This is a genomic window from Rhodopseudomonas palustris, assembly GCF_013415845.1.
GTDB lineage: Bacteria > Pseudomonadota > Alphaproteobacteria > Rhizobiales > Xanthobacteraceae > Rhodopseudomonas > Rhodopseudomonas palustris_F.
Genome location: NZ_CP058907.1, coordinates 4,423,894 through 4,448,163, shown reverse-complemented (window position 1 = coordinate 4,448,163; position 24,270 = coordinate 4,423,894). Strand labels below are relative to the sequence as shown.

Below are 24,270 nucleotides of genomic sequence, written 5' to 3'. Positions count from 1 at the left end.
CCGTTCTGATAGGTTGACACGCGCGAAGATTGCCGGTTCGCAGCAATCCATCGGTGGGATGCGGCGACATGCACCGGTCGATCGAACGGCGTTAAGCCGCGAAGCTGCGCATCGCGGCGATTACCAGCCGTTCGTCGTAGGGCTTGGGCAAGAATTTGCAGCGCGCGGGAAGATCGACTTCGCCGGCGTCGACGTGGCCGGAAGTTACGATGATGTCGATCGGCGGCCAGCGGTGACGGATCACGGCCGCGAGCCGGATGCCGTCGATCCCGCGCGGCATGTCGATGTCGGTGAAGACGATGCGGATGTCGAACCGGCTTTCGAGAATGCGGATCGCCTCGGTGGCGTCGGCGGCTTCCAGCGCGGTGAAGCCCGCTTCCTCGACCATGTCCACCGCGGTCATGCGCAGCAGCGGTTCGTCTTCGACGACCAGAACGATCAGGCGGGTGTTTGTTTCGTCGGTTGTCACCGGTTCTCTCCCGCGTTGCGTTCCTGCACCTGCGAGAGAGGGGCTGAGAAGTCGGCTTCGAAGCCACTGGTGAGGTAACGGAGCTCGACGCCCCCGGTTCCGATCAAACCGAGCTGGATCAGTCGCGATCCAAAACCCTTGTGGGTCGGCGGCGTGATCGCCGGCCCTCCGGTCTCGCGCCATTCGATGATCAACTGTTCGTCCGCCACTTTCCAGCTAATGGCGACGCGACCGGTGGGGGCCGACAGCGCGCCGTATTTCAGCGCATTGGTCGCGAGCTCGTGCAGCAGCAGCGACGACGACAGGGTCGCGCGTGCGCCCAGACTAACCGCGGGGCCGTTGATGGTGAACCTGTCCAGTCCCTCGACGGCGCCGACTACGCCTTTGACGACTTCGTTGATCTTGGCCGCCGTCCAGTGCTGTTGCAGCAGCGCCATGTGCGCGGTCGACAGCGCCTGCAGCCGCGCGTTGAACGCTTCGACCGGCGCCTGATCGGGGATCGACCGCAGCGTCTGCCGCGCGATTGCCATCACCATCGCCAGCGTGTTCTTCATCCGGTGGCTGAGTTCGAGATTGAGCGTGCGCTGCAGAGCTTCGGCATCCAGACGACCGACCCCGGCGGCGAGGCGGTCCCCGACATTCCTGAGGAAGGCCAGATCGTCGTCGCTCCAGTCGCGCGGTTCGGCGACGTGGACGAAGAACAGCGCGGTCGAGCCGTCGTGGTTTTCGATCGGAATCACCGCCAGCGATCCAATGCCGGGATCGTCGTTTGCCTGCGAAGAAAGATTATCGGGGAGGGCAGCCGCCACGTCCGCAACTACGACCGGCTGTTTGGTCGCGTTCGCGGTTTCGAAGCTCGGGTGATTGGATAGCGAGTGCCACCCGGCGAGGCTGGCATAGCCCGCGGCGGACCAATCGTTCTCGATGATGACGGATTCCTCGCCGGGATCGACGCGGCCGAAGCCGGCACGGACGGCGCCGAGCGCGCGGCCGACGATCTCCGAGGCGATGCCGGTCATGTCCTGAATGGTGGTGAGCGAACGCAGCTGATCGCCCATCTTCAGGAGCGCGTCACGGCGCAGCTCACCACGGCGCCGCGCGGTGATGTCGTTGAACAGGACCGCGACCAGCCGGTCGCCCGGATCGCCGATGCGGAAGGCGTGAACGTCGAACCATCGGTCGTCCAGCGCCTTGGCCGGCTTCTTGAAGCGGATCGGTATGCCCGACCTTGCGACCTCGCCATAGGTGTCGAACCAATATTGTTCATGGCCAGGCGCCAGCTGGCGCATCCACTTGCCTTCGACATCGGCAAGGCCGCTCTGCTGCATGAACGCCGAGTTGGTCTCTATGAACTGATAGTCCGATGCGACGCCGTCCGCACCAAACGCCACCTCGATGATGCAGAAGCCGGTGTCGATCGAATCGAACAGTGCGCGGTAGCGGTCGTCGGACGAGCGGCGCGCGGCTTCGGCGTGTTTGCGTTCCCGCATCTCAGCCTCGAGCTGCCGCGCATGCGCGTCCTGCAGCGCGATCACCCGACGCATCTCGAGCTGGGTCATCACCAAGCGGGCGAGCACCTCCAGCGTCCGCCGCTGGAGATCGGATATCCCCGCGGGCCGCGGCTCGCGATCGAGCACGCAGACGGTGCCGAGCGGGAGGCCTTCCGGCGTCTTCAGCAAGGCGCCGGCATAGAAGCGCAGGCCGCCGGCTGCGGTGACCAGTGGATTGTCGACGAACCGCGTATCCTGCCGCGTATCCGGTACGACCATGGTGCCGCTCTGCACGATCGCATGGGCGCAGATCGAGACATCAAGCGGCAATTCGCTCGCGCCGAGCCCGATCTCGGCCTTGAACCATTGCCGGCCGCTGGCGATCAGGTTCACCGCCGCGATCGGCGCGCCGAAGGTGTCCGCAGCGAGCTGGACGATATCGTCAAAATCGGGCTCGCGCGGTGTGTCGAGAATGCCGTAGCGTTCCAGCGCGGAAAGCCGCTCCTGCTCGTCCCAACGTGGTGGCGATGGCCGCTCCGCGCCTGCCTCGCTCATGCAGTCGCCCTGAATGCGGATGAGCGACGCCGACGCGCGGGAACTGCCGGCCGCATGTCCAGGATATCCGATTAGTTTGCGAGCTTGAGGTTGGTCGCTTCCTTGACCAGAGCTGCGATCGAGCTGCCCGACTTCTCGACCGCATCGGCAAACTGCGCTTCGGACAGCTTGAGGCGCTTACGGAGCACCTTGACCTGAACCTTGTCGTTCATATCGACCGAATTGCGGAACTGGGCTGGCCTGGACCTGTGCTTGTTCATGATGGTCCCTTTCGACCGCATGGCTGAGGTCTGAACCCGCGGCGCGCTTGGCATCGCCGTGGTCGCAATGGGCATGAAGAGGCGCCCTATCGAGCCAACTCAACAGCCCGGCCGACAGCACGTTCCCGGGCGATCGGCAATTATCTAAAGGCCGGCCGCCGCCCAGCCATACAGCCGAGCCTGGGCTGTGATCAGCGCAGCAAAATCGCGACGATGACCTGGATGAACAACAGGATCGGCACCACGACCGGCGGCACCAGCCAGTCTTTCAGCTTATGATTTGGGGACATCTGATCTCTCTTTGCCCTTGTCGAAGCCGAGTTCCGAAAAAGTGTTCCAACGACGGTCGCAGGCGTTGCAGTGCCATGCGTTGATCGCGCGACCTTTGGAATAGGTTGATCCGGTCGGTGCGGTGATGGTTTGTCCGCAGGTGCAGACGTCCGTTCCGAGCGGATTCGACGTGCGGCGATGTAGACGGGTGAAGTGAACCGTCAGCCGTCGGTGGAACTCTCGAATGAAATGGAGCGGATAGATGATAACGCCCATGATCGCTCCCTCTGAGGCGGGAGCACTGGCGTGTCTCTCAGTCGCCGCAACCTGCATCAATCCGCGCGGCGATGATTTTTGCGTAGCACGTCAGCCGGTGAGTAGCAAACGCCGGTATCCGCGTCAGCTTCGATGGCCAGCGCAGCTGCGAATGAGCTGTTGGGACGGTATCAGGGACACTTGGCGCTAGGAGATTGCTAAGCGTGCGCGTATGGTCATCAGCATCACCGCCTTGCGCTCGGCATTTGCCGGTGACGAGGACGCCGGTTGCGCTCCCGCCCCTGACTGGGAGTGCTCATGTGCAGCCGTTGCAGACAATTGGACGATATGGTGACCAGGCTGAAGGGCTTGGAAAACCCAACGATGGATGTGTACGTCGATGCGCTGGTGCGCGTCACCATCCAGGATCTCCAGCAGCAGAAGCAGAAACTGCGCTGCGAGCATGTCGATGCCGTCTCGATGCCAAGATGACGGCGGCGTGAGCGATCCGGGAGTTCATGATGTCTGGTGACGACGATTACGATCTAACCAGCCAATTCCTTCAGTCCGAGGATATGAAGGAAACCCGCGACTATCTGTCGCGAGGCCGCCTGCTCTCGAACGTCAGTGACGGCGAACTCGGCGACAGGTGGGTGGAGACGTTCAAGATCTGGCTACGAGGCGAGTTCTTGATCGCGCTGCGCAATATGAACGACGCGGCCGCAGAGCTGCGACTGCGCGATCTCGAAATTCCGTACGATCAAGTCGAGTCGGAAATGGAGTCGATCCAACGGGCTTTCCTTCAACTTGCACCGAACGCCGGCCTCGCCAGCGCCAGCCAGCGCATCGAGGAGTTCATGCGCGACCGTCGCAAGCCGATGAACTAACCGTCGTCGGCGCACAGTCGGCGTGACCGTTCGGCCGCCGCAGCCTTCGCCGACACGGTCCGGAGACCGTCCGCGGGGGGGTAATCGATTGACACGGCTGCAGGATAGTGGTCACGTCAAGATCAGCATATTGCATCTCTGCGACGCGGAGATGTCGATCGTCCGACGCTGCGCATGCAGGCGTCGCGAGACTCCCGAAATTCGCAAATTGGCTCCCGCGCAGGTGAACTGCGATGCGGGGCCTGTTGCAGTTCGTGGCTCATCGAGGAGGAATGATTGCAGGTAATTGTTCGCGACAATAACGTCGACCAGGCGCTCCGCGTTCTCAAGAAGAAGATGCAACGCGAAGGCGTGTTCCGCGAGATGAAGCAGCGGCGCTCCTATGAGAAGCCGTCGGAGCGCAAGACGCGCGAGAAATCGGAAGCGGTCCGCCGCGCCCGCAAGCTGGCGCGAAAGAAGGCGATCCGCGAAGGATTGCTGCCCGCGCCGCCGAAGAAGAAGCCGTTCGAGCGCAAGCCGCCTTTGCCCGAGGTCAAGGAGCGCGTCGGCTAGGCAGCCGCGCATCCTCAAGTCCGGGGCTGAGCGAAGCCTCTATCGCACGACCAGTGCGACGAAATAGACCGCGGTGGCCGCGGCGACCAGCAGGTCGGTGGCCATCGCCGGGTTTTCCTCAGCGCAGCGCGCGTGGTTTTCATCGCGTGCCTGATCTCGGCAAGGCCGAGCAGGCCGCCGGCCGGGGCGGTCCAGGGCGCGAACGACAGGCTCGTGGCGCCGGCAGGACCGATCGAGACATTGCGTAGCCGAGCTCGGCCACGATCTTGTCGGCTGCCGGGTCTTTCAGGCCGAGAATCGATGCGGTGAAGGACGGCCGCAGGATCTGCGGCACGCCGGCCATGATCCGACGAATGCCGACACCCCAGAACACGAACCATTTGGCGATCAGCAGCTTGAGCCGACGTCAGGCCGGGTGATCAGTTCGAGCGCGATCTTACAGATCGGCAGGACGATGATGCGAGGATCACCGCAACAAGATACGTCCGAGCTGCGCTATGACGCTATCAATCATCCGGGGGGCATCAAACGCTAGGCTGCGCTCACGCCGGCGGAAAGCGCGACGATGCAGGTTCCGGATGGCGTTCGGATTACAATTTGCGCTTCGTGCGCACGGAATGACGTGGTGGCGTCGTGTGATTGGATCGTTCGCGCGGAGCGAAATCCGACCGCTGCCCCGTATAAGATGCCCCGTCCAATTAAGGTTGAAATCAGAGCCACCAATCATCATCCATCGCCGCCGTGCGGGCGAGGCGCCCGTCACGGCTGACGACTGAATGTCCTCAAAGGCTTGAATATCTTGATCTCGTCGGCGGTTGGCCTTGACGAAACCCGGTTGCCGATGCGTTCGATCGAATGTCGCCGGTCATTTCTTCTTCTTGCCGGAGTCGAAAGAGGGCTGCCAGCCACCGGGCTTCTGACTCGGCGCCGCGGCGATCGTCTTGACCTTTTCCTTCTTGGGTTTCTTGGCTTCCCGATTACTCTTCTGTTCGCCTTTGGCCATCGCAATCTCCTGTTTGATCGAGTGAGGCAGCAGCCTGATTGCTGATGTCGGCGCGATCGGCGCTGCATTCGACGACTCACCCTGTGGCGAGGCGTCGATCGGCGCACCGTGCGCCGATTACGCTGGAGTATCCACGCATTTCGCTGGCGCAGCGCGATCTGTGCCGATCAGGCCGAGCGGCGTGCCCTGATCACCGTAAAACGGGGATCGGCGTAGATCCGATCGCGCCACCCTTGCACGCAGCGCAAGGATCGAATCCTCGCCGGCGAGGGGGACCGGCGCAGCCTGGATGTCCGGCTCGTCCGCCGTCGCGATACTTGCCGGATTGTGCGCGGGTGCCGGTGGTGCTGGTCGTGATACGCGCGGCTCTCCGTAAGGCTCAGCGTGTGGGCGGCGGTTGGTTCGTTGCCGGCGACCGCATGTGGAGCATCTGCAGTGCAGCAGTGAGCAGGGTAGCACGACCGGCGGTCTGAGGTGATGTCGCCGATGATTGTCCGGCTGCCGGAATTGGCGACGCTACGCGATCGTTCGTCGGCAAGTGTCGCAAAAAAACCGAAAGACAACTCCATTCGCCGACGTCTATAACGATCGGGCAGCCATCCAGGCGGGATGGTCGCCAACGCTCAAGAAAAGCAAAAGGGAGAACACCATGCAGACGGCCTACGTCCCCCGCCAGACCCCTTACACGCTCGCGCCCGAAGACGCACTCAACGATCTGCGGATGAGCGAAGCCGTCCGGCCGCTCTACGACCATGTCAAGAAGTTCATCGCCGACGTCGTCGAGCCGATGCAGCACGAGTTCGAGATCGCCGAAGCGAAGAACCCGAACCGCTGGTCGTTCAGCCAGGAGCAGCTCGATCTGCTCGCGAAAGCCAAGGCGCAGGCCAAGGAGCAAGGGCTGTGGAACTTCTTCCTGCCCGACGCCGAGACCGGTGAGGGCCTCAACAATCTCGACTACGCTTACATCGCTGCCGAACTCGGCAAGGCGCCGCTCGCCTCCGAAGTGATGAATTGCTCGGCGCCGGACACCGGCAACATGGAAGTGCTGGAGCGCGTCGGCACCCCTGAGCAGAAAGAGAAGTGGCTGAAGCCGCTGCTCGACGGCGAGATCCGCTCGGCCTATGTAATGACCGAGCCGAACGTCGCCTCGTCGGACGCCAAGAACGTCTCGACTTCGGCCGTGCTCGACGGCAACGAGTGGGTCATCAACGGCGAGAAGTACTACATCTCCGGCCTCGGCGATCCGCGCTGCAAGATCATGATCGTGATGGTCAAGACCGATCCGACCGCGGCGCCCAGCAAGCAGCAGTCGCAGATCCTGGTGCCCGTCGACACCCCCGGCGTCGAAGTGCTCGGTCCGATGCACGTGTTTGGCCACGACCACGCGCCGCGCGGCCACATGCACATGCGCTTCAACAATGTCCGGGTGCCGAAGGAAAACATCCTGCTCGGTGAAGGCCGCGGCTTCGAGATCTCGCAGCTCCGGCTCGGCCCCGGCCGCATCCATCACTGCATGCGCACCATCGGCAAGGCCGAGAAGGCGCTCGACTTGATGGTGGCGCGCGGCCTGACCCGCGAGGCGTTCGGCAAGAAGCTGGCGCATCTCGGCGGCAATCTGCAGATCATCGCTCAGGCGCGCTGCGAGATCGAAGCGATGCGGCTGATGGTGCTGAAGGCCGCCAAAGCGATGGACGTGCTCGGCAACAAGGAAGCGCGCGTCTGGGTCAGCATGGTCAAGGCGATGGTGCCGGAGCGCGCCTGCAAGATCATCGACCAGGCGATCCAGATGCACGGCGCCACCGGCATCTCGCAGTGGACCCCGCTCGCCGAGATGTACACCGACGTCCGCCACCTCCGCTTCGCCGACGGTCCGGACGAAGTGCACTGGATGGTCGTCGGCCGCCACGAACTGACGCTGTAAGCGATTACTTCAGCGTAATCCTGAGGCGCCCGGCGTAAGGCGGCGCACTCCACCATTAGCAACGCGTCATGCCCGGCCTTGTGCCGGGCATCGACGTTTTTGCAGCGACGCCGCGCGACAAAGACGTGGATGGCCGGGACAAAGCCCGGCCATGACGAGGAACGATCGGAGTGGTCGTGTGGTCGCCGTCTTGCCGAGGTGGCGTCACTGTTCAGCGAAACTTCTTCTTCGCCTTCTTCTTGAACGGTGGGTTCTTGGCCGACGGATCGGCGCGGCGGGCCTTGCTGACATAGGCCGGCTTGTCGCCCTTCGCCTTGCCCGCCTTGAAGCCGTCGGTCTTGAACGGCTTGGCTTTGAAATCGCCCTCGAACGCGTCCTCGCCGCGCGTCTTGAATCCCTTGTCTTTGAACCGCGCCGGCTTGCCGCCGCGCGGAGCGTCGTCGTGCGGCACGCGCTTGCCGGGGCGCGGCGCGTCCTGTTCGCGGGGATCGGGCAGCGGTTCGCCGGACAGCGGCGACCACGACGCCGGCCGCTTGGCGCGCCGTGCCTCGCGATCAGGCTTGCGGTCCGCGTCCTGCCGCGGCGGGCGGTTGTCGTCGCGCGGCGGGATCGGCTTGGCGCCGATCAGCGGCTCGATCCGGATGTTGTCGTCGTGATCGGGGCGCTTGATCTGCGCTGCGAAGGCGTCGGCAGCGGCGGACGAGATCTCGAATTCGGTGGTGGTGTCGAGGATGCGGATCGCGCCGATGTCCTGCCGGGTGATGCCGCCGCGGCGGCAGATCATCGGCAGCAGCCAGCGGGCTTCGGCGTTCTTGCGCTTGCCGATTGCAGCGCGAAACCACACGCCGCCCGTGATCGCGTGTTTCTCGCCGGCCTTGGCCGACCGAGACCGTGGAGCCTTGTCGCGCGCCTCGTGATCGCGCGGTTCGCGCGCGGTCTTGCCGGGACGTTCGTCGCGGCCGCGGGCCGGCCGCTCGCCGGGATCGAGAATGTCCTCGGGCGCCGGCATCCGGGCCCGCACCACCCTGGCCAGCGCGACCGCGATCTGCTCGGGCGAGCGCTCGGCGAGCAGCGCCTGCGCCAGGGCCTGATCTTCGGCGGTCGGCTCTTCGGTGAACAGCGGGTCCTGCAGCATGCGCTGCTGATCGAGGCTGCGGATCTCGTCGGCCTGTGGCGCGGTGCCCCAGTTCGCCTCGATGCCGGCGAGCTGCAGCAGCAACTCGGCGCGCCGCCGCCGTGCCGGCGGAACTAATAGGACGCTGATGCCCTTGTTGCCGGCACGGCCGGTGCGACCCGAACGATGCTGCATCACTTCGGCGTCGTTCGGAAGCTCGGCGTGAATGACGAGGCCGAGGTTCGGCAGATCGATGCCGCGCGCCGCGACGTCGGTGGCGACGCAGACGCGCGCGCGGCCGTCGCGCAGCGCGTTGAGCGCGCCGGTGCGTTCGTTCTGGGTGAGTTCGCCGGACAGCGCCACCACGGCGAAGCCGCGTTCCAGCAACGCCGTCTGCAGATGGTTCACCGCGCTGCGGGTGTTGCAGAACACGATCGCGGTCGGGGATTCGACGTAGCGCAGCACGTTGACGACGGCGTGCTCGACGTCATTCGGCGCGATGCGGATGGCGCGATACTCGATGTCGGCGTGGCCGCCTTCGGCGCCTTCGACCTCGATCCGCATTGCGTCGTGCTGATAGGTCTTGGCCAGCGCGATGATGCCGCGCGGCAGCGTCGCCGAGAACAGCAGGGTGCGGCGGGTTTCCGGCGTGGTTTCGAGGATGAACTCCATGTCCTCGCGGAAGCCGAGATCGAGCATCTCGTCGGCCTCGTCGAGCACCACGGCTTTAAGCTGCGAGACGTCGAGCCGGTTGCGGCGCAGATGGTCGCACAGCCGCCCCGGCGTGCCGACCACGATGTGGGCGCCGTCTGCCAGCTCGCGCTGCTCGCGGCGCGGGTCCATGCCGCCGACGCAGGAGACGATCCGCCCGCCGGCGTGGCGATACAGCCAGCTCAACTCGCGATGCACCTGCAGCGCCAGCTCGCGGGTCGGCGCCACGATCAGTGCCAGCGGCGCTGCGGCGGGCGCAAACTGCTCGGCGTCGCCCAACAGGTCCCGCGCGATCGCGAGGCCATAAGCCACGGTCTTGCCAGAGCCGGTCTGAGCCGAGACCAGGAGGTCGCGGCCGGTGGTGTCCGGCGCCAGCACAGCGCTCTGCACCGGCGTCGCCTGTAGATAATTGCGCTCCGCCAAAGCTCGCGCGAGCGGCGGGGGACTGGTCGGAAATGTCACGAACGACAACCTTCTGGGCGATCACGCCGAATGGGAAATCCCGGGACCGGATCGGTCGACCGGCGGGACTTGGACGATGCACGGTCGCACAAGCCGCCGATAATGGGAGGTCGGGCTCTTTTAGGCCAATACTGGTCGCGGCGCCATTGGTTCCTCATCGCGGTTCCAACGCGCGCGAAGGCGCCCCGGTGACGCCTTCAGCCCCCGATCGTCTAGCGTCGATGCGTTGCCGCGAGTTTGATGACGCGCGCGACCTCGGCCAGATCGGCTGTGGCGAAGCCTTCGGTCATGGCATCGCGCAGCCGCTCGAGCCGCTGGAGCGGAGCCGAGCTGCCTCGGTGCGGTGAAGCCGAGACGAGACTGGCGAGGGCCCGCAATTCCAGCATTGGCGACCCGAGCTCGTGTGCCAGATCGACCGCCTTCTTGAGATTCTCGTCGCCTGCATCGTCGTGTGGATCCGCCGCCAGCAACAACGATCCGCGAAGCCGGTACAGCTCCGGCCCGCAAAACAGCGTCCTGTTGGTCTCGGTGATGTCGAGCGCTTCGTTCAGCATGGCCAAGGCATCCTCGAGCGCGCCATCGGTACCGAGCGTCTCTGCGAGCAACATCAGGCCGTAGGGCCGGATCAGCTCGGCGCCTGTGGCGCGATAATCTTCCAGCCCGGCTTTGATTTCGGCCGCGCCTGATGCGGGACGGTCCAGCCTGCCGATGGCCCAGCCGCGCAAGATCCGTCCCCAGGCGCTCCAGTAGGGGAAGCGGTAGCTCTGACCGATCTGAATCGCCTGCTCGGCTGCCTGGAGCGCTTCCTTCGGTTCACCACGGCTCTGCCTGATCGAGGCTTCGAAGCTGAGGGCAAATCCGAGGCTGTGCGGATGGTTGAGCTGGATCGCCCGCGCCATCGCCTGTGCGCTGTCTGCGATCGCAGTATCTGGTAAGCCGACGAACCACTCGGTCCAGGCGAGATTGCATTGCGCGAGGACGGCCGGGTCGGAGCCATATTCGAACCGATGGTGATGATGCCGATCGGGGTCGTATAGCTGGAGCGCCTGTTTCAAGGTCTCCTTCGCGCTGCTGAACTGGCCGAGGTAAAACTGCGTCAGGCCAAGCGGCCGCTTGGCCTGCAATTGAAGGCCATCGTCGCCGGCGCGTTCTGCCTGTTCGATCAAGCGCACCCCGCATTGATGCGCCTTCTCAAGCTGACCTCGGACGATGAAGAACATCATCAGCCCGTAGAGGGCCCTGAACAGCAGCCGGTGCTCGCCCAGTCTCCAGCTGAGTTGGTAGGCGCGGGTGAACACCTCCTCCACCTGAGGGGCGGCATTCCCCTTGATGGCGAGAAGTTGCGAGCCGCGCTGCAGCTCGAGCGATAACTCCCGACGCGCCCGCTCGGTCGTGTCGGGCATTCGGCGAAGGACCGCGAGGGCGTTTGCGAAATGGCTGGCGGCCTCGACATTGGCCGAACGCTCGGCAGCCTTGTTGCCGGCCGCTTCCCAATGCGCGATCGCCAATTCCGCGAGCTCTGCGGCCGCATAATGTTCGGCCAGGACCTCGGGAGTCGCCGCGACGACGTCGGCGAATTGCGTGGAGATGACTTCCGCGATCCTGCGATGCATCGATCGCCGCTCGCTCTTGAGCAGCGAGTCGTAGGCAGCTTCCTGAATCAGTGCGTGCTTGAACGAGTATTTGGCTTGAACCTGCGTTCCGTGCTGATGGATGAAGCCCTGACGCAGCAATTCATCGAGCTGCGCGCGGAGCGCGGGCTGACTCTCTCCGGTGACGGCCGCCAACACTTTGCTGTCGAAGGTCCGGCCCAACGTCGCGGCGACCTGCGCCAGCGGCTTTGCGATCTGAAGGCGGTCGAGTCTGGCGGCCAACGACCCCCGGAGCGTGGATGGAATGCTGTCGACCAGTGCCGTCAATCGCGCCGGATCATGATCGGCGGAAGAAGCCCCGGCGAGAACTGCTTTGGTCAGCTCTTCGATGAACAACGGAATCCCGCCGGTTTTGGCGACGATCGACGCGATGATCTCTGCCGTCATGGTCGAGGCGTCGGCAATCTGTGCGGTCAGCGCTCTTGCCTCGTTCTTGGAGAGGCGGCGCAGACCCAGCCTTGTCACTTGCGATCCCAGCAGCCATTCGGCCGTCAATTCGGGCCGGAACGTGAAAATGGCCATCACCCGCCAATTCGACAGCCGCCCCACGATGTGCCGAAGCAGGGTGGTGGTGGAAGCGTCTGCCCAATGCAGATCCTCGACGACGAGGATGACAGGAACGTCCTCGGACTGTCTCAGTACCCACTGCGTCAGCACCTCAAGCAGAAGCTCGCGCCGCCGGGCCGGCGGAATGTCCTTGATCGCGGGGGATACCGGCAACTCGAGCAGCTCGGCAACCAGCGCCGTGGCCTCCGGAGTGATCGTTTCCAGGCCAACGAAGGAGCGCTGCAGGTTTGCCGACATTGCCTCGGCGTCTGCGTCGCCATCAGGCTTCACGACGCGACGTATCATCTCGATGATCGGATAGAATGCGCTGGAGCGGCTGTATGCCGAGCAGTAGCAGGTCATCGGCAGAAACGCCGCTGGATCGAGGCGTGCCTTGAATTCCCGCACCAGCCTCGTCTTGCCGGCGCCGGCTTCGGCGGTGATCTGCACCACCTGGCCTTCACCGTCCTGTGCGCGGAAGAAGCGGTCCTGCAACAGCGCCAGTTCCTGCTGACGACCGATCATCTTGTGGCTGGCAGGAGGCCGTTCCCTGGTCGCCTCAGTCCGCTCCCCGGCGACCTCGAACAGATGCAACGGACCATCGACGCCGCGCGCCTGCTGCAATCCGAGATCGATAAGGTCGAACCGTTCGCCGAGGAGTTGCGCGGTTTCCAGGGTGATCACCAGACGATCGGGGGCGGCGAGGTTCTGCACCCTCGAGGCGATATTGGGGGTCTCGCCGAGAATCCCCATTGCCTCGAAAGTGTCCGAGGATCTGAGGTCGCCCGCGATGACGATGCCGGTGTGCATGCCCATCCGCACCTGGATCGCCTTCGTCTCTTGCTCGGAATTGAGGCGTTGCAGATTATCGAGAAGTGCAAGGCCGGCGCGTGCGGCTCGGATCGGGTCGTCCTCATGGGCGAAGGGAAAACCGAAACACACAAGGATGCCGTCGCCGATATAGCGGACGATGCAGCCATCGAACTGACGTACCGCGTTCGCGCAGATATCGCGGTAGCGATAGATGATGTCCTTGAATTCTTCTTCGTCGAGACGGACCGACATTTCGGTCGAGCCGATCATATCGACGAACAGAATCGTCACCTGACGCCGCTCGGGCCGCTGATCGCGATCGGCGGCAATACCTCCTGACGCGCTGGTGACGGTCGGCCCAGAAGCCTCGACCAGTGAAGCGCCGCAGCCGCCACAGAAATGCGACCCGAGTGGGCTTCGGAATCCGCAACTCTGGCAATGCAGGCTGAGCTTTGCGCCACATCGTGGGCAGAAGCTCGCCTCCGTCGGGGCCGACAAGCCGCAGGCAGAGCAACGCATACTGATTAGTGTCCGTTGCTATTTAGACGATAGTATGATTTGCTCACTCCCATCTCTAACGATCGAACATTGGACGACAGGGGCTTAGATTCGTTCATCTCACAGCGAAATGGTTCACGGCCATGGCGCAAATCGAGAATCCATTTGCCCTCGAGAGGCCACTGAAGCTCTCGATCTGTTTTACTGAGACCTGCAACCTCGCGTGTCAGCACTGTTATTCCGATTGCTCGCCTGCCAAGGCGGGTTCGGAATTGAACGGTGAAGAGTGGTCACGCTTTCTGGATGAGATTGCCGAACTCGGCGTCATCTATCTCTACATCGAAGGCGGTGAGCCGTTTCATCGGCCGGACTTCCTGCCGTTTTTGGCGTCGGCCTCGGGTCGCTTTCTTACGGAGGTGCGGACCAACGGCACGCTGATCACGCCGCAGACGGCGCGATACCTGAGGGGCATCCGGGTCGGCATCGTGCTGGTTGACCTATTCAGCTCCCGGGCGCAGGTGCATGACGAAATTACGGGCGTGTCCGGAAGCCACGCTCGCGCCTGCGATGGGATCCGATCCATGTTGCAGGCCGGCATCGAGGTGCAGACCCTGTGCATCCTCAACCGGAAGAACGTTGCCGATCTTCAAGGCTACATCGATCTTGCCGACGAGCTTGGTGTCAAAACTGCCGGCGTTTTGCGCCCTTATCCGCTTGGCCGGATGAAGTATCGCTGGGCTGAGTTTGCGCTGTCCCTGGACGAGATGCATGCGGCGCTCGATACGCTTCGCCTGCCTTCCGGCATGAAGCTGATGCAGTCGTGGCATCCGAATGACGGTAATTCTTGCTGGCAGATGGCGGCGGTGAATGCATTCGGAGACTCGATCGGCTGCGCTTATCTGCGCGAGTACGTCAACTACGGCAATATCAAGCGGGTCTCGTTCATGGAGACCTGGGAGCATCCGCTTTACCGGGAACTGAGATCCGGGCGCGTTACGGATAGCTGTCCGAGTTGTGCATCCAGCCAGGGTTCGCACGGGGGGTGCCGTGCGACGGCCTATGCGTTTCACGGGGCTTGGGACGCCCCCGATCCGTTCGACAAGGTGCTGAACAGGGGAGTAGACCTGCGTGTCCTACCCGAATGGCTGTTACAACCACACCCAAAACCTCCGACTGCGACCACTTAAGGAAATGAAGAGCTGCGTAGTGTTTCGGCCGGATCCGCCGAAGCTCTTCATGCTGAATCTCAACGCGTGGTTCATCCTCGAACTCTGCGACGGCAGCACCGCCGAGCAGATCGAGCAAAAATACGTTGAACAGGTTGCGACAAAGAACCCGGAGGAGGAGGCACGAAATCACCTCAGAGCTGGACTTCAACGATTGCAGGAACAGGGATTGATCGAACTGACACAACAAGGAGATTGATCATGGCCAACATCGAGTCTTCCGGACTGGCTGCCAGTTTGATCGCTGGCGAAACGCTGGTGTCCCCGACCGTTGCGGCAATCGAGCCGGAGGTTCGATCGGGTGGATTCTTCCCGTTTTGCGATCTGCTCAAGCATGGTGAAGGCAAGCAGGAGATCGAGAGTCTCCTGAACGACAGTGTCTTGCTGGGAGCTTTGGTGATCGAATGGGGCTACGATGTTCCGTTCAACAAGCATGACGAGTTTCGGAAATGGCTGATTGCCAATGAGCAGAAACTCGACCATGTGACTCCGGAAGGGATCACCTATCGCGGGACCTACGCCGTTTCGTCGACGAGCGAGAAGGGCAGTGGCCTCTACCGCACGATCTGGGCATTCCGGACGCTGGCGGCGCTGCAGACGTTCAACGATGCGATGCACGCGGGCTCTGATTTTGCCCGTCTGATCCACGATCTGTCGAGCTATCGCGATCGTGAGCGCGGTGCCGCAAATAGTCAGCAGATCTATCAGCCGGTCCGCTGCGCCGATCGGCTGGGGTGATCCAGCTGGCATTGTGACAACCATTCTGGATGGCAGAGCGGAGCGTAGAGCTCCGCTCTGGTGCCGGCGAGCGGTCCTCGCGATGTGGCGTGCTAGGCGGAGCGGGCTTGACGTCTCGTTGGTGACCGAGGCCCGTCGAGAGAATGATGACGTCGATGACAACGAACCTGGGCCGCAGGTCGACCAAGACATCTGATGTCGTTCGTGCCCAACGGCTGTTTCAGGATCTTGCGCCCGAAGCGCTCGACCAGCTCTGTCGCGCCGCCCGTCTCGTCAGGTTCAGCCGCGGAGAAACCGTCTTCCTCAAGGGAGACGACGCGAATGCTCTGTTTGTCGTGGTCGAAGGCGCAATCCGGGTGAGCTCGGGTTCCACCGATGGACGCACCGCGATGCTCAATCTGATCGGCAGTGGCGAGGTCTTCGGCGAGGTGGCCGTGCTGGATGGGCTGCCACGGACAACGGACGCCATCGCCCACAGCGACTCCGTTCTGCTATCGATCGCGCGGCGAGATCTTTTCGAACTGATCGACACGCAGCCGCAGCTGATGATGAAGCTCATCGTTCTGCTCTGTGGGCGGGTTCGCGCGACCAGCCAGCAGGTCGAATGGTTGATGCTGCAGTCGATGTCGGCCCGGCTCGCCGGCACGATCATGCGGCTGGCAGAGCGTGACACCGATCGGGCTCCGCTACGTCTCCAGCTGACGCAGCAGCAGGTCAGCGAGATGGCCGGCATGTCGCGCGAAAGCGTCAACAAGCTGCTGGCGCGCTGGGCCTCGCAAGGGTGGATCAGGCTTGGACCGCAGACGTTGGAGATCGTTCAGCCTGACGCCCTCCACGCGGTTGCGGGTGAAGGCTGATTGTTGCTTGTCGTCTCTTGGACGAGAAGCCGGCGGGCCTCAGGCGGCGTCGCGAAGCTGACTGGGCGCCACAAGGTTCGACCGCCGAGGCGGTCGAACCTCACCATAGCGCGCCACCCCCGCCGCCGCGATCTGCAGGACCACTCCGCCGATCCAGCTGGCGGCAAGCAGGGAAAGCCAAACGGCCGGAGGGTCTGCGCCTATGACGAGCACGGCGACCGATGTCAAAGCCATGACCGAGGTCAGAAACGTGCCGGTTGCGCACAGCAGACAAACCGGATCGATTCCCGAGCGTCGTCTCTCGCCGTACTGAAGTCCGCTCGCGGCGGCAAAGCCGACCCCGCCTGCCAGCACGATCGCGAGCGACGCCCATTCGGACTGAAGGACGCCGATGTCGGCATGACCGACCGAAGCCGAGACGAATGTGCCGCAAGCAAGCCCTGCCATGGCAAGACCGATCCGCTCGATGAGTTGCGTCAAATGCCTGATCGTATCCATGATGCTCGCTCCCGAACCAGCTACTTCGCTCACTGTAGTTCGAGACGGCACGCAGTGCTGTGAACTGGTTCACACCGTCGATCCTGGGGGTATCAAGGATCGGTGACATGAGCCGATTATCTGATCGCTGGTAATTGAATCTAACGTCGAGCTTCTCGCGGACGATGTGCCGCCGTTGGTGATGCGCTGCTGCCACCAACTTTATTGTATATTAACCACGCGGCCGAAATGCTGCTTTGCAGTTCATCAGTTGTTGTCCGCTGCCGTGCAACCCGTGGTGTAAGTGAGTCACTGGCGCGTCCCGGAGGCGTGACAATGCACAAGAGACGACCTGAGGAAACGCATCACAGCGCGGGATCGCCGGACGAGCCGGAGATCGCGGGGCTGCAGCGCGAGCTGGCCGAGGCCCGGCAGGCGCTGGAGACGCTGTATGCAGCGCTCGACAATGTCGACGCCGGGCTGCTGATCCTCAATGAAGAGCTGCGCGCCGTTTACAGTAATCCGGTGCTGCATGTGATGTTCAGGGCCAACAGCGCCGAGGAGATCCGGCAGAACCGTCCGCTCTACGCCGAGATGCTGGCGGCCTCCGCGCAGGCGGTCGCCGTCAATCTCGAGGACTACGTGTCGCGGCGGCTGGCCTGGGTGCAATCCGGCGATCCGAAGCCGATGGATCTGGCGATGACCGACGGCACCGCGCTGCGCTGTCATCTCGCGGTGCTGCCCGGCGGCGGCCGGATGCTGATCTACAGCGACGTCACCGACATCGTGCGTAACGCCGAGGAGCTCGAGCGTCTGGCGACGACCGACGGGATGACCGGCGTGTACAACCGCCGTCACTTCCTGACGCTGGCCGACCGCGAATGGTCGCGTGCCCGCCGCTACGAGCGGCCGATGTCGTTCCTGATGATCGACATCGATTACTTCAAGGCGATCAACGACGGCTTCGGTCATCAGGTCGGCGACGAGATGATCGTGCATCTCGCCAGGCTGGCCCGCGACTGCAAGCGGGATTGCGACGTGCTGGCGCGGCTCGGCGGCGAGGAGTTCGCGCTGCTGCTGCCGGAAACCGATCTGGCGCAGGCGGAAGTCGTCGCCGAGCGATTGCGCCGCGAGGTCGCCGGCAACGCGCTGGTGGTCGCCTCGCACGCGATCCCCGCCACCGTCAGCATCGGTGTCGCAACCGCGCTGCCGAGCATGAAGGACGTCTCGGATCTCATGAAAGCCGCCGACCAGGCGCTGTACGATGCCAAACACGCCGGCCGCAACCGCGTCATCTGCCGCGCCTGCCACGACCCCGCACCGACCCTGGTGCCAGCCCTCACGCCGCGCTGCGAGGCGGCGACGATGAGGTGAGTGGCGTCAGTCCTTCAGTGTTAGGGCTTTCTCGATCGCCTCCTGAAGCCGCTCCCGCGATGGAGCCGCCAGTCTTTCGATATCCAGAAGTCGGGCATAGACCAGGGGCGGGTCGTCCTCGTCGAGCGCATGCGTGTGCGCCAGGATAAAGTCGACCAATTCCGCGAGAGCGATTTCAGCCAGAGGTCGGCGGTGATCGGGGCCGTGAGGCCTGCGAAAAGTAAGGCGTTCAGTCACCGTGCCCGGCAGCCACAGGAACGAGCCGGGCGTTTCGTTCGTCTGCTCGTAGTTCTCAAGGTGACGTGACACCTGATCGCGAATGCGCGCGCCCGTCCGCAGCCAGCCATGCGCCCGTGCGATGCGCTGAGCGAGGGCGTCCTCCCTCACCGGAGCTTCGGCGGTCATCACGGCATCGATCAGTGCCTCGATCGTCGGACGGTACGAAAACTCGAAGAAGCGATCCGCCTCCGTCTTGAAGCCGGAGAGATCGACAATGCGGAAAGTTGTGCGGCTTTCTTTAGCGGCATGACCGACCGACGCAATCCGAGCTTCGCTCACCTGCTGCGCGGGCGAAGGCGAAGGCTCCGCTTCGTCGTCAGCGGCGCAGGGGGGCTCACCGTCTTTCTTCTGCCCCTCCGACTGTTGTGTGTCGAAGATATCGACCGAGAGGTCGATCTCGTCCGCAAAGCTGCCGGTGCTGCCGTCCGCCGATTCACCGGCGTATTCAGTATTGCCTAGGTCGGCGCGGCTTACCGCCAACAAATCGTTCAAGGCTGTATGGATACGCTCGATCGCGTCGGTCGCGTTGAACCACCAGTCCGTCGACCAGATCCGCAGGATATTCCAGCCCAAACCACGCAGCACCTGCTCGCGCACCTTGTCGCGGTCCCGGGCCGTCGCGGAACTATGGTAAGTGGCGCCGTCGCATTCGATGCCGGCGAGATACAGCCCCGCATGATCGGGGTGGCGTATGCCAAGATCGATCCGGAAGCCGGATACACCGACCTGTGTCACCACCTGCCAACCGCGGGCTTCGAGCGCGATCGCCACTGCCTGCTCGAATGGAGACTCGGTCTCTCCGAGCGATCCCTCGTCCTGCGCGGGCAGTGCGATCGCGCCACGCGCCGCGTAGTCGAGAAACGCCTTCAGATGACGCACGCCCATTGCTTTGCTGCGGTCGAGATCGATGTCGTCGGCCCGGATGCCCGAGAACACTTTCAGTTCACTTCGGGCGCGCGTGACCGCCACGTTCAGTCGCCGTTCGCCGCCGTCGTTGTTGATGGCGCCGAAATTCATCGGCAGCTTCCCGGCGGCATCGCGGCAGAAGGTGATCGAGAAGTAGATCACGTCGCGCTCATCGCCTTGGATGTTCTCGAGATTCTTCACGATCACCGGCTCGATCCGGTCGTCGGAGAAGAACCATTCAAGGTCGGGATCCGCACGGCACACCTCGTCGAGCAGGTCCTGAATCAACGCCTGCTGCTGGGCATTGAACGTGATGACACCGACAGTTGGGCGCTCGGCCTCCGGCAAGCCGAGCCAGCTCTTCAGCTTGATTCGGATGTCGGTGACGATTGCGCGTGCTTCTTCACGATTAGTGCGGCTCTTGCCACGATCGTAGATTCCGGTCGGAACAAGGTTCAGCGAGACTGCGCGATCCTCCGTCACCGGGCTCGGGAAAGTGACGAGATGATTGTCGTAGTAGTGCCAGTTGGAGAACGCGATGAGGGACTCATGGCGGCTTCGGTAGTGCCACCGCAGGTGCCGAACAGGGAGCCCTGAAGCCCGCGTTTCATCGAGGATACTCTCGAGATCCCGATCGAACTCAGGCACGCTGTCATCTTGATCGTCGACCCGACCGAAGAAGCTCGTCGGCGGCAATTGCTTGGGATCGCCCACGATGATCGTCTGCCGGCCGCGCGCGATCGCGCCGACCGCGTCCCAGGTGGCGATCTGTGATGCCTCGTCGAAAATCACGATGTCGAACAGCGCTTGATCGGGTGGAAGATACTGCGCGATCGACAGCGGTGACATCAGCACGCACGGCGCGAGCTTGCCGAAACTTTCCGGCATCGCGGAGATCATCTCGCGGATCGAACGGCTTGGCCGCTTCAGGCCCATCTGATGCCGCAGCTGCCCCAGTTCGGATTGCCGAGGCACCGACTCGGAGGACGGAAGACCATGCGCCAAAGCACTGACGATCTTATCGCTGGCGTGGGCGCGGACGAGGTCATCGACCGCGTTGAAATCCTCGACCGCATTTTCGTGTGCAAAGCGGCGGAAGTTCCGGAGCTCTGCGCTATCGTCGATCGCAAGCGGCAGCCACCAGCGCGCGTAGCCAAGCCTGAATGCCGACACGCTGCGGTCGGTCGGAACGGCGCCGGTCTCAATAGCTTGCACCAGAGGAGCCAGTCCGCGTGCGATGGCGCGCTTGCGGACCAAGCACCACGATGACCAATCGCGGAATAACGTGCGGGCATGTTCTATCTCGTCCATCTGCCGAATGACGGTGCTGAGAAAGTCATCGTCGTTGCGGTCAAGCGGCAGACCGGCCGCTTCTTCGAAGTTGGCGATGCAAGCCTTCAATTCCTGGTAGCGGGCCAGATAGTCCCTGGCGGCCGAAAGCTGCGGCTGGTTGACCTGTCCCTTCAGGTTGGCGGCGATGCTGGCCGCGACCTTTTGCACATCGCCGGCAAACTCACCGAGCTGAACCAGCGAGGTCCGTAGCCGTTCCGCCTTTTCCAGATGGTCTGTCAGCGCCTTGCAGTCGGTATCGAGGCCGTTGAAGGCCAGCGGGGCTTGGGCGATCGCATTGCTTTGGATCGATTGAAGCTTTGCTTGCAGATCCCGGAGCAGTTCAATGTCGGTGGCGGGGTCTGTCGTCTTGGTTCCGGCGTATGATCCGAGCAGCCGTTTCACGCGCCGCGTCGCGAGCCAGGACTTCGGCCACATGGCTGCCTTCGCTTCATGCCAGTCGCGCTCGATCTCGGCGATCGGAATGCGTGCCACGGTGTCGGGCGCGTAGCGGACCGACAGGCCGCTTTCACTATGGCGGTAGGCAGAAATCGCTGTTTCAAGCTCGGACAGTGCGCGGGCCAGCGCGGCGAAGTCGCGATGCAGAATGATCGTGTGATTTTCGCCGGAGGTTGCGATCAGATCCTGCGCGAGGTCGGCGAAGTATTTCAAGCCGTCGGCACGGCAGTCCTGTAAGCCATCGAGCCCGAGGCGGGGACTGATCCCGGCTAGCGCCGTACGCGCTGCAGTGGCGGCCCGCGCGAGAGCCCGTGCTGCCGTCAGCAGCTTTTCCTGCCAGGCATTGGTCCATTCTTCAACATGCAGCAGACGGAGCACGGGACGGACAGTCACGGCCGCATAAGTCCGACCGAGGTCGCCGGCTAGGTCTTGCAGTTCCGCGTAGGCCTTCGCGTCGTGGGTGTCCTTGCTTGTCCACTCGAACTTCGGCGCATAGTCGTCTTGTCCGAGAGTCGCGATGCCGATCGCGGCGTACGGTGTCAGTCCATTCGGTGACTGGCGATGCAGCGCATCGACGTAAGCGTTCAGCTCGTCGCGCCGGATCTGCAGCCGATGATTGAGCGTGACCCATTGGGTTTCGCGATTGGCCGCGCGCTTCTCCCACGAGTTCTTCAATTGGCCGAAGAAGTGCTTTCGATCCGCTTTGCTGGAATGCAGCTCAAGGCAGTGGTCGCCAAGCCGGTGCTCCCGCAAACGCCGATACACGACGTCGAGAGCCGCCGTCTTCTCTGCGACGAACAGCACGGTCTTGCCTGCGGCCAGACACATCGCGATCATATTGGCGATCGTTTGGCTCTTGCCGGTGCCGGGCGGACCGATGATGACGAAGTCCCGCCCCTGCGCGGCAGCGAGGCATGCGGCGATCTGAGACGAGTCCGCCGAAAGTGGCAACACCAGATCGGCCGAGGCGTACTTCCGATCTATATCGGCTGCATCCGGAAATGGCTGGTCAGCGCCGTCGAGTATCCGATCGGGATTATCGATCAGGTGTTTAACGACACGATTCTGCCGCAGCGCCGCGACGCGGTCGGTCAGATCCTTCCACATTAGATATTTGGCGAAAGAGAAGGTCGACAGCGCAATGTCGTCGACGACTTCGAAGCCCGGGACGTCGCGCACGGTGCGGCGCACGCTGTCGAGCACCTTCGAAACATCGATGCCTTTGTCGTCCTTCGGAAGGCCTTCGCGAAAGTCCGGAAGCGAGACGTCGAAATCCCGCTTCAAGAATTGCAGCAAGGTCGCATTCAGCTGTGGCTCGTCTTCGTGAAATTTCAGGCGGAAGCGATCGGACGCGCCCGAGCGTTCGAGCTTCACCGGCAGCAACAGTAGCGGTGCGCGATAGGTTCTCTCGTCGGCCGGCGTCTTCTTCCATTTCAGGATTCCGACAGCGAGATAAAGCGTATTGGTACCACCTTCGGTCAGGTCATTCTTAGCCTGACGATACAAATCGGTCAGCCTGGCCGACAGATCCTTGGGCTCGAGCTTGGAGGAGAGTTCATCTCGCTTCAACGCTTCAGCCGCGAACGTCCGATGTAGGTCGTCGCCGCGCCGATCGCGATGCAGGGAGGCGTCTCGATCGCCCAATGGATTCTGTTGGGGCAGCGAAATGATCTTGATCGAAGCTCCCTCGGCCAGACGATCTTCGAGATAGGCGACATCGGGGCATACAAAGGGGATCGCCCGTTTGCCCTCGGAAAAATTCAGCAGGCGGTTGCGGAGCGATAGATCGAGCAGCCGAGATCGCCAGCGCTCGATACGTCCCTCCGGCGTGGTCGGCTTCTCGTCGATTTGGTCGGCCGGCGAGAGAATGTCTGGTTCGGGGGGCAGAGGGAGTTCGGCGGACGTCTCCTCCTCATCGACCACCGCCTCCGTCCTCGGCGTGTGGGATGCCAATGGCAAGATGCCGGACGAGCGCGAGCGCGCCACGTCGACTGCGGCCACGAAGGGCTGCAGCGCTTCTTCCTTGAGTTTGTCTTCGCCGATTTTCCTGGCTTGTTCGAACGTCATCGCAGGTCGGTGCGTGACCCCGGTCGTTTCGAACACGATAAACTCGCGGGCAGCGATTGCCTTGCGGAGTTCGCTAACATCGTCTTCGATGGTTTTCGGCAGGGTGCGCTTAACGAGCCACACACCGACAAACGCATGTCCGTCGAGCAAGACGGTGACAGGATTCAAACCGACGGCCTCTAGGGCCGCAGCGAACAGAAGCGTAACGTCAAGGCAAGTCCCGAGCTGGTCTTGGATCAGTTTGCTCGGTCCGCGCACTTTCTGCCCGCGCTTCTCGAAACTGGCAGGCGGCTCGGCGTAGTGCAGTCCCAGTGCCGCGATCGCCGAATAGACTGCTGCCGCGAGCATGTAGGCGCGCTTCGGATCGTTGCTCTGGTAGCCGTCCAGGGCCGATGAGTGGCCATGCGAGGCAAGGCGTTCGGCTGCCGATCGCAGCACCCTGTGAATTGTCGGGTCGTTCGGCATCACAAACGCCGGAAGGAGCTGTGCCATGTCAGACACGCCGCCCCATTCATCACGGGCCAGCAGGCGCACTGGACGGACGACCTCAGCAATGAGGGTATCTGCCTGCAGCAGCCGCAAGGTGATGTCACCTGCCTCGGCTTCATCAAGGCCGGCCAGATAAGAGGGATCCAGATCCACGCGTCGGTCGCTGAGCGTATGTCGGTCGCCCGCGAAAATCCTGTCGATCGTCCAGGTCTTTGGCCGCAGAAATTTGGGGCTAGAAACCAGCTCCAGACGCAGCCTCTCTAGCGGCTCTTGGCTCGCGTTGCTGATCGCAACCGCGCGGAGGACGGGAATCGAATTCTGATGCGAGGCGAAGGTGAATTTCTCAGCCAGATTGGCTTCGATCTTTACGGTTTGGTCTTGCGCACTCGAACTCGCACTGTCAGCTGCAAGTTCGGCGAATTCACTTTCAGCCTTCATCACCCAACGTCACTCCTCACTGCAATCATTGCGGCATTGAAAATTCATCCGCAAGCATGAAGTGTGCAGTCTTCGACAGGTCAGATTGGTTCTCCAGAGCATTCCGCTACCGAACAGCTTTCGGACGGAGCGGCCAGGGGGCTCCCTCTGACGCAGTCTGCCGATCGTTGCGC

Annotated in this window: 18 protein-coding genes; 9 read left to right on the top strand and 9 right to left on the bottom strand. The window is 63.0% G+C overall.

From position 1 onward, the window contains the following. Nucleotides 1–91 precede the first annotated feature (91 nt). The 4 genes from HZF03_RS20260 to HZF03_RS20245 form a co-directional block, all read right to left on the bottom strand. On the bottom strand, nucleotides 92–469 hold the full coding sequence (locus tag HZF03_RS20260) for a response regulator (RefSeq protein WP_119018117.1): 378 nt from the start codon (nucleotides 467–469) through the stop codon (nucleotides 92–94). Beyond that, the gene (locus tag HZF03_RS20255) at nucleotides 466–2,514 is read right to left on the bottom strand and encodes a GAF domain-containing protein (protein WP_119018116.1); all 2,049 of its coding nucleotides are present in this window, start codon (nucleotides 2,512–2,514) and stop codon (nucleotides 466–468) included. The genes HZF03_RS20260 and HZF03_RS20255 overlap by 4 nt, the downstream gene beginning before the upstream one ends. 71 nt (nucleotides 2,515–2,585) lie before the next feature. Beyond that, complete coding sequence (locus HZF03_RS20250; protein WP_234803333.1) at nucleotides 2,586–2,774, bottom strand: DUF3606 domain-containing protein; 189 nt, start codon at nucleotides 2,772–2,774, stop codon at nucleotides 2,586–2,588. A gap of 273 nt (nucleotides 2,775–3,047) precedes the next feature. Further along, complete coding sequence (locus HZF03_RS20245; protein ID WP_119018115.1) at nucleotides 3,048–3,320, bottom strand: hypothetical protein; 273 nt, start codon at nucleotides 3,318–3,320, stop codon at nucleotides 3,048–3,050. Nucleotides 3,321–3,650: 330 nt separating this feature from the next. On the opposite strand from HZF03_RS20245, the gene HZF03_RS20240 reads away from it, so the two are divergent. The 3 genes from HZF03_RS20240 to rpsU all read left to right on the top strand — a co-directional run bounded on the left by HZF03_RS20240 (nucleotide 3,651) and on the right by rpsU (nucleotide 4,738). Next, nucleotides 3,651–3,791: a hypothetical protein gene (locus HZF03_RS20240; protein WP_165858110.1), complete on the top strand. Its 141-nt coding sequence runs from the start codon at nucleotides 3,651–3,653 to the stop codon at nucleotides 3,789–3,791. Between the two features lie 29 nt (nucleotides 3,792–3,820). Continuing rightward, nucleotides 3,821–4,186 (top strand): hypothetical protein, encoded by a 366-nt coding sequence (locus tag HZF03_RS20235; RefSeq protein WP_012497340.1) that lies wholly within the window; start codon nucleotides 3,821–3,823, stop codon nucleotides 4,184–4,186. A gap of 276 nt (nucleotides 4,187–4,462) precedes the next feature. Further along, entirely contained in the window at nucleotides 4,463–4,738 is a 276-nt protein-coding gene (rpsU, locus tag HZF03_RS20230) for a 30S ribosomal protein S21 (protein ID WP_012497339.1), read from the top strand. 865 nt (nucleotides 4,739–5,603) lie between these two features. On the opposite strand, the gene HZF03_RS20225 is transcribed toward rpsU, so the two are convergent. Then, nucleotides 5,604–5,741 carry a hypothetical protein gene (locus tag HZF03_RS20225; RefSeq protein ID WP_011159539.1) on the bottom strand — a complete coding sequence of 46 codons (138 nt, stop codon included), beginning with the start codon at nucleotides 5,739–5,741 and terminating at the stop codon, nucleotides 5,604–5,606. A gap of 649 nt (nucleotides 5,742–6,390) precedes the next feature. Here HZF03_RS20225 and HZF03_RS20220 point away from each other — a divergent pair. Continuing rightward, on the top strand, nucleotides 6,391–7,662 hold the full coding sequence (locus HZF03_RS20220; RefSeq protein ID WP_012497337.1) for an acyl-CoA dehydrogenase family protein: 1,272 nt from the start codon (nucleotides 6,391–6,393) through the stop codon (nucleotides 7,660–7,662). Between the two features lie 211 nt (nucleotides 7,663–7,873). On the opposite strand, the gene HZF03_RS20215 is transcribed toward HZF03_RS20220, so the two are convergent. Together HZF03_RS20215 and HZF03_RS20210 are read right to left on the bottom strand one after the other, a co-directional pair. Further along, the gene (locus HZF03_RS20215; RefSeq protein WP_119018121.1) at nucleotides 7,874–9,949 is read right to left on the bottom strand and encodes a DEAD/DEAH box helicase; all 2,076 of its coding nucleotides are present in this window, start codon (nucleotides 9,947–9,949) and stop codon (nucleotides 7,874–7,876) included. Between the two features lie 212 nt (nucleotides 9,950–10,161). Beyond that, complete coding sequence (locus tag HZF03_RS20210) at nucleotides 10,162–13,479, bottom strand: adenylate/guanylate cyclase domain-containing protein (RefSeq protein ID WP_119018113.1); 3,318 nt, start codon at nucleotides 13,477–13,479, stop codon at nucleotides 10,162–10,164. 122 nt (nucleotides 13,480–13,601) lie between these two features. Here HZF03_RS20210 and HZF03_RS20205 point away from each other — a divergent pair, with 122 nt between their 5' ends. The 4 genes from HZF03_RS20205 (at nucleotide 13,602) to HZF03_RS20190 (ending at nucleotide 16,279) form a co-directional block, all read left to right on the top strand. Continuing rightward, nucleotides 13,602–14,645, top strand: coding sequence for a radical SAM protein (locus tag HZF03_RS20205; RefSeq protein WP_119018112.1), 1,044 nt, complete (start codon nucleotides 13,602–13,604; stop codon nucleotides 14,643–14,645). Nucleotides 14,646–14,649: 4 nt separating this feature from the next. Next, nucleotides 14,650–14,883 carry a PqqD family protein gene (locus HZF03_RS20200; protein ID WP_012497333.1) on the top strand — a complete coding sequence of 78 codons (234 nt, stop codon included), beginning with the start codon at nucleotides 14,650–14,652 and terminating at the stop codon, nucleotides 14,881–14,883. A 2-nt stretch (nucleotides 14,884–14,885) separates the two neighbouring features. Beyond that, a complete protein-coding gene (locus tag HZF03_RS20195) occupies nucleotides 14,886–15,422 on the top strand; it encodes a hypothetical protein (RefSeq protein ID WP_011159533.1) in 537 nt (178 codons plus the stop codon). Between the two features lie 146 nt (nucleotides 15,423–15,568). Next, nucleotides 15,569–16,279 carry a Crp/Fnr family transcriptional regulator gene (locus HZF03_RS20190; protein WP_234906863.1) on the top strand — a complete coding sequence of 237 codons (711 nt, stop codon included), beginning with the start codon at nucleotides 15,569–15,571 and terminating at the stop codon, nucleotides 16,277–16,279. A 39-nt stretch (nucleotides 16,280–16,318) separates the two neighbouring features. On the opposite strand, the gene HZF03_RS20185 is transcribed toward HZF03_RS20190, so the two are convergent. Next, nucleotides 16,319–16,777 carry a hypothetical protein gene (locus tag HZF03_RS20185; protein ID WP_119018110.1) on the bottom strand — a complete coding sequence of 153 codons (459 nt, stop codon included), beginning with the start codon at nucleotides 16,775–16,777 and terminating at the stop codon, nucleotides 16,319–16,321. Nucleotides 16,778–17,092: 315 nt separating this feature from the next. Between HZF03_RS20185 and HZF03_RS20180 the strand changes: the two genes are divergently transcribed. Further along, a complete protein-coding gene (locus HZF03_RS20180; protein ID WP_119018109.1) occupies nucleotides 17,093–18,130 on the top strand; it encodes a sensor domain-containing diguanylate cyclase in 1,038 nt (345 codons plus the stop codon). A gap of 6 nt (nucleotides 18,131–18,136) precedes the next feature. On the opposite strand, the gene HZF03_RS20175 is transcribed toward HZF03_RS20180, so the two are convergent. After that, complete coding sequence (locus HZF03_RS20175; protein ID WP_119018108.1) at nucleotides 18,137–24,097, bottom strand: DUF3320 domain-containing protein; 5,961 nt, start codon at nucleotides 24,095–24,097, stop codon at nucleotides 18,137–18,139. Nucleotides 24,098–24,270: the final 173 nt, after the last annotated feature.